The sequence below is a fragment of the Bacillus sp. CHD6a genome, from assembly GCF_001293645.1.
Lineage (GTDB): Bacteria > Bacillota > Bacilli > Bacillales > Bacillaceae_I > Sutcliffiella_A.
The window spans coordinates 15,744-32,947 of the sequence record NZ_LBMD01000030.1; the positions used below are offsets into that span (position 1 = coordinate 15,744).

Sequence of the window (17,204 nt, forward strand, 5' to 3'; positions counted from 1 at the left end):
GAAATGATAGTGGATACACTTCTAATCAACTGCGGACAACTGCTAACAATGGATCATGAATCGGATATGGTCAAAGGAGAACAGATGAAAGTTCTCCCGCATATCAAAGATGGAGCAATCGCCTGGAAGGATGGGGTAATATCTTTCATCGGAACCACTGATGAAGCGAAGGAGTTGCAATGTGATAACGTGATAGATTGCAAAGGAAAGCTTGTGACACCTGGTCTCGTAGACCCTCATACCCACCTTGTATTCGGTGGGTCCAGAGAGCATGAAATTGCCTTAAAGCAACAAGGTGTTCCCTACCTAGAAATTTTAAAGCAAGGTGGAGGCATTCATTCTACTGTTAAGGCAACACAAGAGGCAAGATTTGATGAGTTGTTGGAGAAAGCGGAATTTCATCTAAAACGAATGCTTAGTTATGGTGTAACTGCAGTGGAGGCAAAAAGTGGCTATGGACTAAATGCAGAAACAGAGCTTAAACAATTAAAGGTGGCCAAGAAACTTCAACAAAAGTATTCCATGATCATGGCAACGACTTTCTTAGGGGCCCATGCAATCCCAAAGGAACATAAAGAGAATCCAGAACGTTTTTTAGAAGAAATGGGCCAATTATTTTCCACGCTAAAAGAAGAAGAACTTGCAGAGTTTGTGGACATTTTTTGTGAAGAAGGTGTCTTTACCATTGAACAATCAAAGCAATATTTAACTAAAGCAAAAGAAGCAGGATTTGCTGTGAAAATCCATGCAGATGAAATTGTATCTCTAGGCGGAACGGAGCTTGCCATTGTGCTCGGAGCAGCCTCAGCGGACCATCTGATTGCAGCGTCAGATGAAGGAGTCAGCATGTTCGGTTCTTCCGACACCATCGCGGTGCTTTTGCCGGGTACGACCTTTTATTTAAATAAAGACACTTATGCAAATGCCCGTGGGATGATTGATGGAGGCGGAGCGGTTGCATTGGCTACCGATTTTAATCCGGGGAGTTCACCGACCGAAAACATCCAGTTCATTATGAATCTAGCCATGTTGAAATTGAGGATGACATGCGAAGAGATATGGAACGCAGTCACGGTCAACGCTGCAAAAGCTATCCATAAGGATGCTGTTGCAGGAAGACTTCAAAAGGGTCGTCAAGCAGATGTGGTCATCTGGAATGCTCCGAATTATCAGTACGTCCCGTATCATTATGGTGTTAACCATGTACACAGCGTATTTTTAAAAGGGGAGAAAGTGGCAAAAGGAGGAGCTTTTCTTGAGTAGGCCAATCCATTTACAAACCACAGGTGCTCCTCCATTTGTAGATAGACATTTTCCTAAGGCAAGTGAGCTGATGCAACCATGGGACGGCGAGCGTATGCTCCATGGAACGACCATTATCGGCGTCCCCCTGTCGAAACCCTCTATTAGTCATTCAGGAGCGAGTTTTACTCCTGGTGTTGTCAGAAAACTGATGCAGTCCTATTCCACCTATGCTGTGGAAGGAGAAGTGGATCTTAGGGATTTGTCAGTGCTAATGGACGCTGGGGATATTCATATGCACGCAACAGATATTCAGGAATCTTATCGCAGGATTGAAGAGACGGTAACAACTATCTTAAAGGAAAATAAAGATTGTATTCCGCTTTTTATCGGTGGCGACCATTCTATCTCTTTTTCCACCCTTAAAGGGATGTCTACGGTCAAGACGGGTAATATCGGAGTCATTCAATTTGATGCACATCACGACTTAAGGAACACTGAGGATGGTGGTCCAACAAACGGGACTCCATTCAGAAGGCTTTTGGAGGCAGGTATCTTAAAAGGTGAGCAACTTGTTCAAGTGGGCATAAGAAACTACTCTAACAGTTCCTATTATCACCAGTATGCAATAGAGAGCGGGATAAAAGTTTATACGATGGCAGATGTAAGGAAGAATGGAATCGTGACGGTTATCAGTGAAGCTGTTAACTACCTAAAAGATAAGGTTGAACACATTTACCTTTCCATCGATATGGACGTTCTTGATCAGGCATATGCACCAGGCTGTCCTGCTATTGGTCCAGGAGGGATGACAAGTGAGCAGCTTCTTGATGCTGTTTACTTTTTAGGAAAAGAGAAAATGGTAAGTGGTTTGGATATCGTGGAAATAGACCCAACGATTGATTTCCGAGATATGACTAGTAGAGTGGCAGTTCACTGTCTGTTGGAATTTTTAAGGGGCAGGACTTTGTTACACAGATAAAAGTAATGGCGACTGCGGGTTGACTGCAGTCGCCATTACACTTTAATTATTCTTTTGAAACAGCTTATAAAGTGCTTGTGTTCCGCTATTTTCTTCGCCCATTGCAGAAAGTTTCACATACATTTCACGGGCTAAAGAAAGACCTGGAACGTCAAGTCCCATTTTGTCGGCTTCATCAAGGGCGATTTCCATGTCTTTGATGAAATGTTTGACGAAAAAGCCAGGTTCATAGTTTCCAGCAATGATGCGAGGAGCAAGATTTGATAGGGACCAGCTACCGGCTGCCCCGCTAGAAATACTCTTTAGGACATTTTCAGGATCAAGTCCCGCTGTCTCTGCGTAAGCCAAAGCTTCGCAAACACCGATCATGTTTGTGGCAATGGCAATCTGGTTGCACATTTTAGTGTGCTGCCCTGCTCCAGCCTCACCCTGGTGGATAACGTTTGCTCCTAAAGCTTGGAAAATTGGTTGGCAAGATTCAAAAGCAGTCTTATCTCCACCGACCATTATAGTAAGACGAGCTTCTCTGGCCCCCACATCACCACCAGAGACAGGAGCATCAAGGCTATGTAAACCTTGTTCTTTCGCTTGCTCGTAAATCTGTTTAGCAAGTGTAGGAGTGGAGGTGGTCATATCAATAAGGAACGCACCCTGTTCAGCATTAGTTAAAATGCCATTATCTCCAAAATAGATTTCTTCCACATCTTTTGGGTAGCCAACCATTGTAATTACAACATCAGCACCGCGAGAGGCCTCCCCAGCACTACCCTTCCACACCGCACCGCGCGACACCAAATCCTCCGCCTTCTCCCGCGTCCGCGTAAACACACTAACCTCAAAACCGCGATCCAACAAATGCCGAGCAATACTACTACCCATCACACCCGTACCAACAAAAGCAACCTTATGTAATTCTCTGTTCATGTTAAAATACCTCCTGGGGTCTGACCCCTTTTTTTCTTTTTTTTCTTTTTCCCCCATTATACAGCTTCCCTGGGGGTTCTGGTAGATTGATAGGGGAGGGGATTTTCTATTTTAGGAGAAAAGAACTAGGATAATTAGTTATAATATTTAGAAAAATAAAGAAATTTGTAGTATAATAGGGGATATTGGAAATTAGGGACGATTTAGTTTTACAACGTTTTATAGTGCAAGAGATTTAATAATGATTACGAAGGGAGGAACGTGTCATGAGTACCCCTGATTCTTTATTAAGGAAGGAGAACACACCATCTGTTGAATCTATCTCTAAGATTCAACTTATTATTGTGATCTCAGAGGAAGGAGATATTCAGTATGTTTCTTCCGCATGCGAAGCATTATTAGGATATGCCAAGAAGGATTTGATAGATACCAAGCTAGAGAATTGGATCAACTCAGAAGACCTATATTTAATAGAAAGCTTGATTTATCAGCCCTCCCACCAAACTCACTGTTATTTTCGCATGAAAAAAAAGAATGGGGACCTTGTTTGGATGGAAGCCGTACTTTCTGAAGTCAAATCAAGTATGGGGGAAGAGAAAGAAATTGTTATGATGCTCTCTCGTACATCGGATTATCAGAATTCCACGGATCCAGATAATAGAACGATCATCACGATGCCTACCAGTCAAAGGAAAATAAATGGAAACGGTATGAGTGAAGACCCACAAAAAGACGAGGATTATTCTGCCTATGACCTTATCGAATACCTTCCAAACGGTGTGTTCATTTTTGTTGATGGAGTCATTAAGTATGTAAATGAAGCCGGTACATCCATGCTTGGTGCTTCCCATAAAGAACAGATCATCGAGACCTCAGTTTATGAATACATAGAAGAAAATTATCATGAAATTGTGGAAAAAAGAATTAAGTCTGTGCAACAAGGGTACCGAGTGGGGCAGATGGAACAACGCTGGAAGAGGTTTGATGGAAGAGCAATCGATGTGGAAATCACGTCAAATCATACTACATTCAAGGGTAAACCGGCTTCTTTTGTAATGCTGGTAGATATATCACATCGGAAGAGTTTTCATAAAATTTTACAAAATAGTCGCGAACGGTTTCGAAAGCTCGTTCAGAATTCAATTGATACAATCGGAGTGATTTGTGAAGAAAAATGGACGTTTATCAATGAGTCTGGACTAAAGATGTTTGAAGTGGATAACTATGGAGAAATATTTGGGAAAACTGTTTATGCAAATCTTCCGAAAGGAGATTTTGAAAAGATATGGATAAAAGTACTCGAGCATCATAAAGGAACGAAATTGCCGACATTTGAACAAGAGTGGAAGACAATGAAAGGAAACGCCATTCATACTGAGCTTGTGGGAATACCGACCACCTATTTAGGCAAAGATGCCGTGCAAGTCATTATACGGGACATCACAGAACGGAAACAAGCAGAAGCGTTAATGCTGCAATCGGAAAAACTTACGGTTGCTGGTCAATTGGCAGCCGGCATAGCGCACGAAATTCGTAATCCCCTTACAGCTATCAAAGGCTTTTTCAAACTTTTAGAAAGAGAGATGGAAGAAAAGAAGGAGTATTTTGATATTATTGAATCGGAATTAAGTAGGATCGAACTTATTCTTAGTGAATTACTATTACTTGCGAAACCTCATCAAGTATACGTTCATCCGGTTTCCGTCCATTCCCTGCTTAAGGATGTAACGACGCTTTTGGAAACGCAGGCGATCATGAGCAATGTGTGGTTTGATTTAAAATTAAAGGCGGAATTCCCTATTTTAAAATGTGATGAGAACCAGATGAAACAGGTGTTTATTAATCTACTTAAAAATGGAATTGAAGCGATGCCAAATGGCGGTACCATGTATATTGATACAAAAAATGAGGAAGAGGATATTGTCATTACCTTGCGTGATGAAGGAACTGGAATTCCGGAAGACATAATCTCAAGACTGGGAGAGCCTTTTTTTACTACTAAAACGACTGGGACAGGGTTGGGGTTAATGATTACGTTTAATATCATAAAAAATCACCACGGTACCGTCCAGTTTTTCAGTGAAAAGAATGAAGGAGCTACGATAGAAGTTCGTTTTAAAAAGGTAAATAGTAAAAAGTAATACTTTCGTACTAGTTGTATATTTCTTTTACCTAATAGCAACCACGCTGTAAATCGCTTATGATAAAAGAGTACTTTATTTGTTGATAAAGTACAGTAGAACTTCAGTTGGGAAGTGTTTATCATTATGCCAGCTGGAGTTCTATTTTGGTTTCTAAAAACTTTACAACTTTTATAACTACAAAATGATCAGGATGGTTGATAAGATGCAGATGCACTGGAAGGGATATCACGTCTCTCAACTATATATGGGGCTTATTTCACTTATAGGATTGTTATTGTTTGGTTATCATTTGGTGGTACACCAAAGTGTCACTATTTCTTTGACACTCGTATTGTTGGTGGTATTCCTTTTTATCTGTGAATATTACCCAATGCCTATGCCAAGGGGTCAAAGTACTTTAACATTTCCCATCATTTATATGATGTATGTGGTTTTTGGAATAGATTTAGTCATTCTTATATATGCGCTGACGGTCCTTGTTATTAATTTCATTCACCGGAGGCCATTGCGGATCCTTTTTTTTAATCCTGCCCAATTAATCATAAGTTTTTATCTTGCGCATATCATTCACCGTTTTATTTTAGAAAAGATTGTGGTCTCGCAATACTCCTCTCTTACAATTGAAATAGTAGGTTTTTTTCTCATCATTTCTTTCTTTTATCTCATTAATAATTTTATTGTCGACATTGTGTTATGGTTACGTCCTGAAAAATACCCTCTACGTTTTTGGATAGGGAAAAATCAAGGGGAAATAATCAGTTATGCCATTGCCTTTGTTTACGGTTGTTTGATTCATTATCTTGGAAGTCAAAACCGTGGGGAAGTGGACAGTTTTTCTTTTTTCTTCTTTTTCTCCCCACTTGTTGGATTATCATTGCTCAGCTCCATCATTGCGAGGTTAAAGGTGGAGAAGAACCGTATTAAGGCATTGTTCGACTTTTCTTCTGAGTTAAATAAATCACTTACCTCTCAAAGTTGGGAGGGCCTAATTAAGAAATTGATTGGTGATATAATGATACATGAGGACTGCGTACTGTTTCTTAGAACGCAAGAAGGAAAATGGGAACTCACCACGTTAAATGGCAGGCTGATGTCCCCATTAATCGAAAAAGAAGTATTTTTTCAAATGGAGAGCCTGGAGAGTCTGATGGTCTTTGATAGAAAAGATTCAGATATGGGCCCATTGTCTCCTTATATTCGTACACAATCCAGATCAGTGTTATACGCTCCCTTATTAGTTGAAAATGAGGTGATTGGTTGTTTTGTCGTAACTAAAACTCGTACAAAAAGCTTCACGATAGAGGACACGAGGGCTGTTGCAACAATCGCCAATCAATTGGCAAGTTTTTTTAAAACGAAGCAACTTCTCAAAGAACAGGAGCAAAGGGTAATTCTTGAAGAACGGAACAGGATTGCTCATGATATCCATGATGGTATAGCACAATCACTTGCCGGAGCGGTCATGAAACTTGACACATCCATCAGGAAATTAGACACGGATCCCCATTCTGCAAAACAATTGATATCGGACAGTAATAAACAGTTAAGGGATAGTTTGAAAGATGTCAGAGATTCCATTTATGCGTTAAAACCTTACCCAACAGAGAAGCTGGGATTTCATACTGCAATTGAAAGAAAAATTAAAGAATTAAAGAAAGATCAAACACTCACTCTGAACATTGAATTGGAGATTAGAGGAGAAAGAGGCCCTATAAGTCCCATGACAGAAAAGGTAATGTTTGATGTATTCCAAGAAAGTGTACAAAATTGTATTAAACATGCGAAAGCAACGAAATTACACATTTTAGTAAGCTACAAAAGGGATCATATATTATTAAAAATGACGGATAATGGGATTGGATTTTCGCTCTACCATGCCATGATTAAAGCAATGAATCAGCCGCATTATGGAATACTTCAAATGAACGAATCAGCCGAAAAAATTGGTGCTGCCCTTCAGATTGAGAGTAAAACAAATGAGGGGACAGAGATAATACTGACAGTACCTAAACTTGGATTGGAGGGGACGACTCAAAATGATTAACGTCATGCTTGTAGACGATCATGCTATATTACGGGACGGTTTGAAAACCATCATTTCCTTGGAAAGTGACATGAAAGTTATTGGTGAGGCAACAGGAGAGAAAGAAATGGACGAGCTCCTACAAAGACAACGTCCTCATGTAATTGTCATGGATATTAATATGCCAGATAAGGACGGCATTGAACTCACAAAAAAAGTGAAAAAAGAATATCCGGAGATAAAAGTGTTAATCCTGACAATGTATAAACATGACGAGTATTTTTTATCTGCCATCAGGGAAGGCGCAGATGGATATCTTTTGAAAGATTCTCATTCTGATCAGGTTATAGATGCAATAAGAACGGTAAATAGAGGGGAATCCATTATTCACCCTGCCATGACCAAAAAATTGATTGATTATCATCAACAAGGAATTCAACAATCAGAGGACACAACGACTCTTACGGAAAGAGAGCAGGAAGTGCTTGTGTGTTTAGTAGAGGGATTATCTAATAAAGAAATTGCGCAACGTCTATATATTAGCGATAAAACGGTTAAAATACATGTAAGTAAAATATTTAAAAAGCTAAATGTGAAGAGCCGTTCACAAGTTGTTATCTATGCGGTGCAACATAAACTGGTGTCTCTTCCATAAATGTCTTCTGTTAGTGTAATATAGCCATCTCCAGACTTTACAGAAAATTCCCTATACATTTTCAGTAAAGGATAGTATCATAATAGACTAATCTTTTAAATAGGAGTTATAAACTATGAAACAACATGAGCAATGGACATCAAAAGTTGGCTTTATCTTAGCAGCAGCTGGATCAGCAATAGGTTTAGGGGCCATATGGAAGTTTCCATATATGGCCGGTACAAATGGAGGGGGAATATTTTTTCTTTTATTTATTCTTTTCACCATTCTCATAGGTGCACCGATGCTTTTGGCAGAATTTATCGTGGGAAGATCTACCCAAAAGGACGCCATTACAGCGTATAAAACTTTAGCACCGAAAAAGAAGTGGTATTTGATCGGTGTGCTTGGAGTAAGTGCATCCTTTATTCTTTTATCTTTTTACAGTGTGGTAGGCGGATGGATTGTCACTTATTTGTGGAAAAGTGTGACAGGCGGTTTAGCTCAATTTTCTTTAGAGCAATATGGGTCATTATTTGAGCAGACGATAGCAAATCCAATCCAAGTGTTAATTGCACAATTCATTTTTTTAGGGATTACGATTTGGGTCATCCAGGCTGGGGTACAAAGTGGAATTGAAAAAGCCAGCAAGATTTTAATGCCATTATTATTTATTATTTTTATTGTATTGTTGGTAAGATCACTCACTTTGGAGGGTGCAGCAGAAGGGATCTTGTATTTTTTACAGCCTGATCCATCCTTAATTACCCCAAATACATTCCTAATGGCACTCGGACAAGCTCTGTTTTCTCTTAGTGTTGGTATTTCCATTATGGTAACGTACAGCTCTTACTTGGAGAAAGGAGAGAACCTAGTACGATCGGCTGGGTCTGTAGTTGGACTTAACATTATCATTTCCCTTCTTTCCGGTTTAGTAATTTTCCCTGCTGTTTTTGCGCTAGGACTGCAGCCGGATGAAGGTCCTGGTCTTGTCTTCGTCGTTTTACCAGCGGTGTTTGATCAACTGCCGTTTGGTGGGTTGTTCTTAACAATGTTTCTAGTCTTACTATTATTCGCTACCTTGACTTCAGCTTTTTCTATTTTAGAGATTATTGTTGCAGTCATCGTAAAAGGTAATCAAGAAAAAAGAAGAAGGATAGCAGTCATAACGGGTTTAATTATTTTTGTTATGGGTATTCCTTCTGCACTATCCTTTGGAGTACTATCTGACATAACTATATCAGGTCTTCTGTTCTTTGATGCGGCTGATTTTTTAGTGAGTAATATAGGCCTCCCATTGGGTGCCTTGTTGATCTCATACTTTGTGGGACATCGTATTCCTAGGAGCATATTAGAGGATGAATTCTTCCAAGGTTCTACCGTTAAAAAAGGATTGTTTCAAATATGGTATTTCCTCATCAGATATGTGATTCCTATATCTATCTTACTTGTTTTCCTTCAATCCTTAGGAGTTTTTGAATGAAAGAAGAGCGCTGGGCATAAAGTCCGGCGTTTTTTTGTGTCTTAAAACAGTCACTTACAACTAAAGTAGTAATCAAAATAGTACAGAAACTCTGTTTTTTTACAACGTATGCCTAATAGAAAGTCATATAAGGATGTGAAAGAATGGGGTATATAGTCTAATAATTAATAAAATTCAGAAAGGGGTTAAGTGATGAAAGGAAAAGTTTCTGTTTTTACCATTGGAATTCTTGTACTAGGCTTGATAATGAATGCGATTTGGTTGCAAGGTTCGCAGCTTGTCTATGCCGATCCTGGTGTGGTTGAGAAAATGGATGAGAAGTTGACGCATATTTTTGCAACACAGGAAGGTCCAGTGGAGGTAATCATTACGTTTGACAGCCAAGACGGAATAACCTCCCCCATTGTTGGGCTCCTTGAAGACATTGGAATTAACCAAGCTGTTACATTTAATAGCTTACCTTTTGTAGGTGCTATCGCAACGAAGGAGCAGGTTGATCAAATAGTGACATGGGATAATGTGATCTCTGTTTATTACAATCAAACGCTGCAATATGAAAACGATGCTGCCACTACATACACAGGCGTGGATAAAGTTCGTACGGACTCTAATATCCAAAAAATGAATAATGGGATGCCTGTGAGTGGAAAGGGTATTGGCATAGTTATTAACGATAGTGGTGTCGATGGAACACACAATGATTTAAAGTTTGGTAGAAACCTAGTACAAAATGTTCTAGGTAGCACAAATCTTAATGGGGTTACAGGAATTCTCCCAATATCGTATGTGGAAAATGTACCAAATACTGATTCAAGTTCTGGGCATGGCACACATGTAGCTGGTACCGTTGGTGGAACAGGAGCTATGTCGGGAGGGAAATACGAGGGAGTGGCACCTGGAGCTAATTTGATTGGATATGGTTCTGGAGCAGTTGTTGCGATGCTAGATACACTAGGTGGATTTGACTATGCGCTCACTCATCAGCAGGAATACAACATACGAATCATTACAAATTCTTGGGGTGCAACAAGTGATGCGGGTACAAACTTTGATCCCGGCAATCCAATCAATATTGCCACTAAAAAGTTATATGATCGAGGAATCATTACTGTATTCTCTGCAGGGAACTCAGGGCCAAATGAAGCAACGATTTCTGGAAATTACAAAAAAGCTCCTTGGGTTATCACAGTAGCAGCGGGTGATATGGATGGGAAGCTTGCTAATTTTTCATCACGAGGGAAGAAAGGAATGGGAGGCTCTGTTGTAATAGATGGGACGGAGTATAAATGGGAAGACCGCCCTACTGTAACTGCACCGGGTGTAGACATTGTCTCTACAAGAGTATTTACACCTCTATCTGCACTAAGCGCACAAAAAGATCTGGAATATATTTCACCAGCGCACTTACCATACTACACAACGTTCAGTGGAACATCGATGGCTGCTCCTCATGTTGCAGGAATCATTGCATTATTGTTAGAAGTGGATCCAACCTTAGATGCAATGGAGATCAAAGAAATGTTGGAAGACACAGCGACAACAATGCAAGGATATGAAAAATGGGAAACGGGTGCCGGTTATGTGGATGCCTACAAAGCTGTCTTAAAGGCAATGCAATAAACTAATCATAGGAAAAGAGGGGAAATGATGAAAAAATGGTTTGCTGTTGTATGTGCGGTATTGTTAATGCTGAGTTCACTTGCTAGTGTAAATGCCCAAGGAGAAGCTCCTTCCTCCATAGTGGATGAAAAAGTATGGTCTGTTTTAAATGATGCGACAAGTACTGCTCAAATTATTATTACCTTTAATGGAGACCAGAAACCAACAGCCACTCAGGTTGATTTGTTGAATGAGCTTGGAGTTGCTAAAGCAGTTACCATGAATGAATTACCTATCGCAGGGGCTGTGGCAACAAAGGCGCAGGTCGAAGCATTGGCAAAATCTTCGGAAGTAAGATCTATCTATCTAAATGAAAAGGTAATGTTCTATAACGCAGAATCAACAGATATTACAGGTGTGAACAAAGTAAGAACTGACAAGGAAATGACAAAGGGGAACGGCGGTATGCCTATTTCGGGTAAAGGGATAGGGGTAGTCGTGAATGATAGTGGAGTGGATGGCACGCATAAAGATCATGAGTTTGGCCGCAATCTTGTCCAGAATGTGCTTGGTTCCACTAATCTACAGGGGATAACTGGAATTCTGCCAATCTCTTATACGGAAAATGTACCAAACACAGATACAAACTCTGGTCACGGCACACATGTCGCGGGAACGGTTGGCGGTACAGGAGCGATGTCTGGAGGGAAATACGAGGGAGCCGCTCCAGGTGCTGATTTGATCGGATACGGTTCTGGAGGTGCGTTGTTCGTACTTGACGGAATAGGGGGCTTTGACTACGCCATTACGCATCAACAGGAATATGGAATTAGAGTCATTACGAATTCATGGGGATCCAGTGGTGATTTTGATCCAAACCATCCAATAAATGTAGCGAGTAAAAAAGCCTATGATAGAGGGATTGTTGTGTTGTTTGCTGCTGGCAATGAAGGACCTGCCGAAAATACACACAATCCTTATGCAAAAGCACCTTGGGTCATTTCTGTTGCAGCCGGAGTGAAGGACGGAACGCTAGCTGATTTCTCTTCCCGTGGAACGAAAGGCGTTGGAGGAACTTTCAGTATGGACGGTGAGGAATGGACATGGGAAGATAGGCCAACCATTACTGCTCCAGGTGTAGATATCGTTTCTACGAGAGTAGTGGCCCCGCTTTCAGCATTGGCGGCAGAAAAAGATGCGGAACTAATTGAACCTCAACATCTTCCATACTATACGAGTATGAGTGGTACATCGATGGCTACACCACATGTGGCAGGAATTGTGGCTTTGATGCTGGAAGCTGATACAAGCTTATCTCCAGGTGAGGTAAAAGAAATTATTCAACAAACAGCTACTAATATGCCAGGATATGAAGCTTGGGAAGTCGGAGCAGGTTATGTGAACGCTTTTGCTGCGGTTGATGCCTCTCTTTCTAAGAATAAAGCATATGGATCTACATTAAAATGGAATCAAACCTTCCACTCCAATGTGGAAACGTCAACAACGAGGGAAGACCTACAAATAGAATACTCCACGCTTACGGGAGGCGTTTATGAATTTTCCGTCGAAGAAGGATTGACCAGCCTTCTTGCACGAGTAGATGGAAAAGGTGTGATGGAGGCTACAGGAAATCCTGTTAACCTTGTCTTAACTGCTCCAGATGGAACAGAGTACAGTTCTGGTGTCAGTTTGTTATTTCCATTGTATTCTGATCGTGTAGTACTGGTTGATTCCCCGCAATCAGGTACATGGAAAGCGGAGATCAGAGGACTTCGAGGTGCCGAGCTTAACCCTATCGGAATAGCTTTACCTGAAACTGTAGAAGGGTCTTTAACTTTTACGAAAATTGAAGGATTTTCAGGCTTAAATGATATAAGCGGTCACCCTGCAGAAGAAGCTATTAAGCAGGGAGTGAATGAAAAACTATTCGATGGGAACAAAAATGGCGATTTTAAACCTGATGCAAAATTGACTAGATTAGATCTTGCGAAATACTTAGTAATGGGAGCGGAAATTAGGCAGTCATTACCGAACGTACCGAGCTTTGCAGATGTCTCAAATGCAGATTTGGCTTTTGCAGAAGCAGTAATGGCAAAAGGAGCAGCTTTTAGAGATCAAGCACAGAAGAATAACGGAGTAATGTTACCAAAGCAAGATGGAAAATTCGTGCCTAAAGGTACATTAACCAAAGCGGAATTGGCATACTCCCTAGTCCAAAGCTTAGGACTTGAAAAAGAGGCGTTAGCCCATTCTGGTGATATTAAAGTGACATATAAGAATGAACAAGTAGTGTTAAAGGATCAAGGTGATATACCAGAGAATTTAAAAGGGTATGTGCAAGTGGCTCTAAACCTTAATATTTTGAACGCCAATTTCTCTGTAACACAGGGGAGATATGACCTGGAACCAAAAATTGAGGCTACTTTTAATGGGAAGCAAGAAGTGACTAGAGGAGACTTCGCTGTAGCATTTACTAGATATTACAATGTGTTCTTTAATTAATGATTTTATCTCAGGTATGTCAACATTTTGAAAAATAGGGTAGCAGAGAGAAGCTGATAAGATTCGGCTTCTCTTTTTATTTGGCTCTGTTAATTACCGCTGTTGATTTCCGCTAATGGCTTCGCTTTCCTAGGGGCTGACGTGAGCCTCGTCGGCTACGCCTGCGGGGTCTCCACCTAGCGCTATCTCCCTCAGGACAAGGAAGGCTTCTACAGCGAAACATCGAACGAAGAAAATGCGTAGCATTTTCGAGGAGTCTTCGCCTATCGCTCCAATCAACAGCTAGGTTGCTGCAATAATCAACAATATGCTTTAACAGAGCCTTTTATTTAATTAAATTTTATTTTATCGGATAAACAAAGAGGCTATGACAAATTTCTTATTGGGAAAATGGAAGGTCCTTTAAGTAAATTATTGCGTATTAATCACTCCGCTTTCCCAATATGAATTTGACGTGTCAAGTGATACACTTTCGTTAATAGTTCTTAATAGTAAGAATTATTAAAAATTTATTAAGGAGTGAATCTATTGAAGAAATGGATGAAAGGTTTTTCGGTAATACTTATTGCTATATTGGCTTTCTCGTTAGCGTTCGGGACTGCTCAAGCCCAATCTGAAAACCCGAGTGCTAGTGCTAAGAAAGAGTACTTAGTTGGATTTACAAAAGGGAATAAAGCAAATGCACAGTCTTCCAAAAAACTAATTAGTGCTGCTGGTGGAGATATTCAGCACACCTTCCAGTTCATGGATGTCGTAGAGGTCACTTTACCTGAAAAAGCTGCGGAGGCTCTAAAGAAAAACCCTAACATTGCATTCGTGGAAGAAAACATCGAAATGATGGCTACTGCCCAAACAGTTCCTTGGGGCATTCCACATATAAAAGCTGATAAAGCGCATGGGACTGGTGTGACAGGAAGTGGTGTCAAAGTCGCAATTCTTGATACAGGGATTGATGCAAATCATGCAGACCTTAACGTAAAAGGCGGAGCAAGTTTTGTTTCTGGAGAACCGAATGCCCTTCAAGATGGAAATGGACATGGAACTCATGTAGCAGGAACGGTTGCAGCATTAAATAATACGACCGGAGTGCTTGGTGTAGCTTACAATGCTGATCTTTATGCAGTTAAAGTTTTGAGCGCTTCTGGTAGTGGGACTTTAAGTGGGATTGCACAAGGAATTGAGTGGTCCATTGCTAATGACATGGATGTTATTAATATGAGTCTTGGTGGAAGTTCAGGGTCAACAACCCTTCAGCAAGCATGTGACAATGCATACGCAAGTGGAATTGTAGTAATTGCAGCTGCTGGAAATTCCGGTTCAAAAGGTAAGAGAAATACAATTGGTTACCCTGCTAAGTACAACTCTGTTATTGCTGTTGGTGCAGTCGATAGCAGTAATAATCGTGCATCTTTCTCAAGTGTTGGAAGTGAGCTTGAAGTTATGGCTCCCGGTGTAAATATTCTTAGTACGACTCCTGGCAACAAATACTCTTCCTTTAATGGGACGTCAATGGCTTCTCCACATGTTGCAGGAGCGGCTGCCTTAATCATAGCAAAATATCCAAATATGACAAATGTTCAAATTCGTGAGCGTTTAAAAAATACTGCCACTAACCTTGGCGATCCTTTCTTCTTTGGAAAGGGAGTCATCAATGTAGAAAGTGCATTACAATAATTAGGTTATCCCCCTAAATTTTAAGCACCGAGCCTCGCTCTATCTAGGAGCAAGGCCGGTGTTTTTTTTATAGAAATTCGGAACTCAATCTTTATAATAGAATAAGAATTTATTTACAATAACAACATATTTCTGTAATGATTTCCATGATAAACCATTGGGAAAGTTCCTTATGGAATCTATGAATTATACAGGGGAAAGTAGGATTGTTTTCCCAATAACAATCACTAGATTATTATGCTAGTATCATAGTTAACTAAATAAATTATTTATTTAGATTAATTTAAGGAGTGTGAAAAAAATGAACAAATCTTTTAAAAAAATGCTTACCATGTTATTAGCAGTAGTGATGGTGCTATCCTTCTCCTTTATGCCATCAGATGCAAGTGCAAAGGGAAAACCAGTAATGAAGGAATACTTAATCGGCTTAAAATCAAGCCCATTAATCACGAAGGCTGACAAATTGGTTTCCACTCTTGGTGGAACGGTGGAGCATCAATTTAAGCACATGAATGTTTTACATATTACCCTGCCGGAAGCAGCTGCAGCCGCTCTTGAGAAGAATCCTAATGTACAGTATGTGGAAGAAAATGTAGAGATGCAAACAACCGCACAATCGGTACCTTATGGAGTTCCCCATATTAAAGCGGATGTGGCGCATGCTCAAAATGTAACAGGATCTGGTGTGAAAGTAGCTGTACTTGATACAGGAATCGATGCAAGTCACGAAGACCTTCGTGTCACGGGTGGTGCAAGCTTCGTTTCTGGAGAGCCAGACGCTCTAACAGACGGGAATGGTCATGGAACACATGTAGCCGGTACCATTGCAGCTTTAAATAACAATGTCGGAGTACTTGGTGTTTCTTATGATGTTAATCTATACGCAGTAAAAGTCCTAGGTGCTGATGGTAGTGGAACGCTGGCAGGAATTGCACAAGGTATTGAATGGGCAATTGACAACGACATGGATGTCATTAATATGAGTCTTGGAGGAAGCACAGGGTCCACAACATTAAAGCAGGCGAGTGACAATGCTTATAATAGTGGCATTGTAGTGGTAGCTGCAGCAGGAAACAGTGGTTCATTCCTAGGATTGGTTAATACAATAGGGTACCCTGCTAAATACGATTCCGTTATCGCAGTAGGTGCGGTGGATTCTAATAATAACCGTGCATCCTTCTCAAGTGTCGGTAACCAGCTGGAAGTAATGGCACCTGGAGTTTCCATCAACAGTACGTTACCAGGAAATAAATATGGAGAATTAAATGGTACTTCCATGGCGTCTCCTCACGTGGCAGGCGCAGCGGCACTATTATTAGCCCAAAATCCGAATCTGACAAATGTAGAAGTTCGGGAACGATTACGTGATACAGCAACCAACCTGGGCTCGTCCTTCAATTATGGCTACGGTGTCATAAATGTTGAAGCGGCATTGCAATAATCTAACAAACAATTAAATTGAGACCCTCCCTTTCTAGGGAAGGGTCTTTTCTTTTTTAATAATATCGAATTAACTACAAAACTAGGAAAGCGAATCAATTTGCTTGAATCAACAATGGTGTTCAATAGAAATTTATCTTTACAAATATCCCCACAAATTCCCCATCTTTATGGAGGCCACTGAAAAAGACTTTGATTTTAGCATTTTACTAAACACCGCTGTTGATTTCCGCAAAAGGCTTCGCTTTCCTAGGGGCTGACGTGAGCCTCCTTAGGCTACGCCTGCGGGGTCTCCACCTAGTGCTATCTCCCTCAGGACAAGGAAGACTTCGGCAGCGATTCATCGCACGAAGAAAATGCGTAGCATTTTCGAGGAGTCTTCGCCTTTTGCTCCAATCACCAGCTAGGGATCAAAAAACTTTACGTTATCAGTTTTTCAGTGGCCACTTTATGCTACGGTAATATATATCAACCTAAAAGACAATTATTTAAAAAAGTTGAAACTTTTTCTAATAATCTTGCATCTTACATATAGACCTAAAAAGAAAGGGGGGTGA

Annotated in this window: 11 protein-coding genes; 10 read left to right on the top strand and 1 reads right to left on the bottom strand. The window is 40.4% G+C overall.

Annotation, left to right across the window (positions count from 1 at the left end):
* Positions 1–6 precede the first annotated feature (6 nt).
* Positions 7–1,263 (top strand): imidazolonepropionase, encoded by a 1,257-nt coding sequence (hutI, locus tag AAV98_RS17405; RefSeq protein ID WP_082380946.1) that lies wholly within the window; start codon positions 7–9, stop codon positions 1,261–1,263.
* Between the two features lie 4 nt (positions 1,264–1,267).
* Positions 1,268–2,224 (top strand): formimidoylglutamase, encoded by a 957-nt coding sequence (gene hutG, locus AAV98_RS17410; protein WP_060666826.1) that lies wholly within the window; start codon positions 1,268–1,270, stop codon positions 2,222–2,224.
* 42 nt (positions 2,225–2,266) lie between these two features.
* Here hutG and AAV98_RS17415 read toward each other — a convergent pair whose 3' ends face one another.
* Positions 2,267–3,148 carry an NAD(P)-dependent oxidoreductase gene (locus tag AAV98_RS17415; protein ID WP_060666828.1) on the bottom strand — a complete coding sequence of 294 codons (882 nt, stop codon included), beginning with the start codon at positions 3,146–3,148 and terminating at the stop codon, positions 2,267–2,269.
* Positions 3,149–3,414: 266 nt separating this feature from the next.
* On the opposite strand from AAV98_RS17415, the gene AAV98_RS17420 reads away from it, so the two are divergent.
* The 8 genes from AAV98_RS17420 to AAV98_RS17455 all read left to right on the top strand — a co-directional run bounded on the left by AAV98_RS17420 (position 3,415) and on the right by AAV98_RS17455 (position 16,648).
* Complete coding sequence (locus AAV98_RS17420) at positions 3,415–5,289, top strand: PAS domain S-box protein (protein WP_060666805.1); 1,875 nt, start codon at positions 3,415–3,417, stop codon at positions 5,287–5,289.
* Between the two features lie 205 nt (positions 5,290–5,494).
* Positions 5,495–7,336, top strand: a complete 1,842-nt coding sequence (locus tag AAV98_RS17425; protein WP_231687762.1) for a GAF domain-containing sensor histidine kinase — start codon at positions 5,495–5,497, stop codon at positions 7,334–7,336.
* Entirely contained in the window at positions 7,329–7,970 is a 642-nt protein-coding gene (locus AAV98_RS17430; RefSeq protein WP_060666806.1) for a response regulator, read from the top strand. Before AAV98_RS17425 ends, AAV98_RS17430 begins: the two co-directional genes overlap by 8 nt.
* A gap of 115 nt (positions 7,971–8,085) precedes the next feature.
* Positions 8,086–9,432 (top strand): sodium-dependent transporter, encoded by a 1,347-nt coding sequence (locus AAV98_RS17435; RefSeq protein WP_060666807.1) that lies wholly within the window; start codon positions 8,086–8,088, stop codon positions 9,430–9,432.
* 192 nt (positions 9,433–9,624) lie between these two features.
* Positions 9,625–11,052, top strand: a complete 1,428-nt coding sequence (locus AAV98_RS17440) for a S8 family serine peptidase (protein WP_060666808.1) — start codon at positions 9,625–9,627, stop codon at positions 11,050–11,052.
* A 24-nt stretch (positions 11,053–11,076) separates the two neighbouring features.
* Positions 11,077–13,533: a S8 family peptidase gene (locus AAV98_RS17445; protein ID WP_231687763.1), complete on the top strand. Its 2,457-nt coding sequence runs from the start codon at positions 11,077–11,079 to the stop codon at positions 13,531–13,533.
* 540 nt (positions 13,534–14,073) lie between these two features.
* Positions 14,074–15,207 (top strand): S8 family peptidase, encoded by a 1,134-nt coding sequence (locus AAV98_RS17450; protein WP_060666830.1) that lies wholly within the window; start codon positions 14,074–14,076, stop codon positions 15,205–15,207.
* Positions 15,208–15,508: 301 nt separating this feature from the next.
* On the top strand, positions 15,509–16,648 hold the full coding sequence (locus tag AAV98_RS17455) for a S8 family peptidase (RefSeq protein ID WP_060666810.1): 1,140 nt from the start codon (positions 15,509–15,511) through the stop codon (positions 16,646–16,648).
* Positions 16,649–17,204 lie beyond the last annotated feature (556 nt).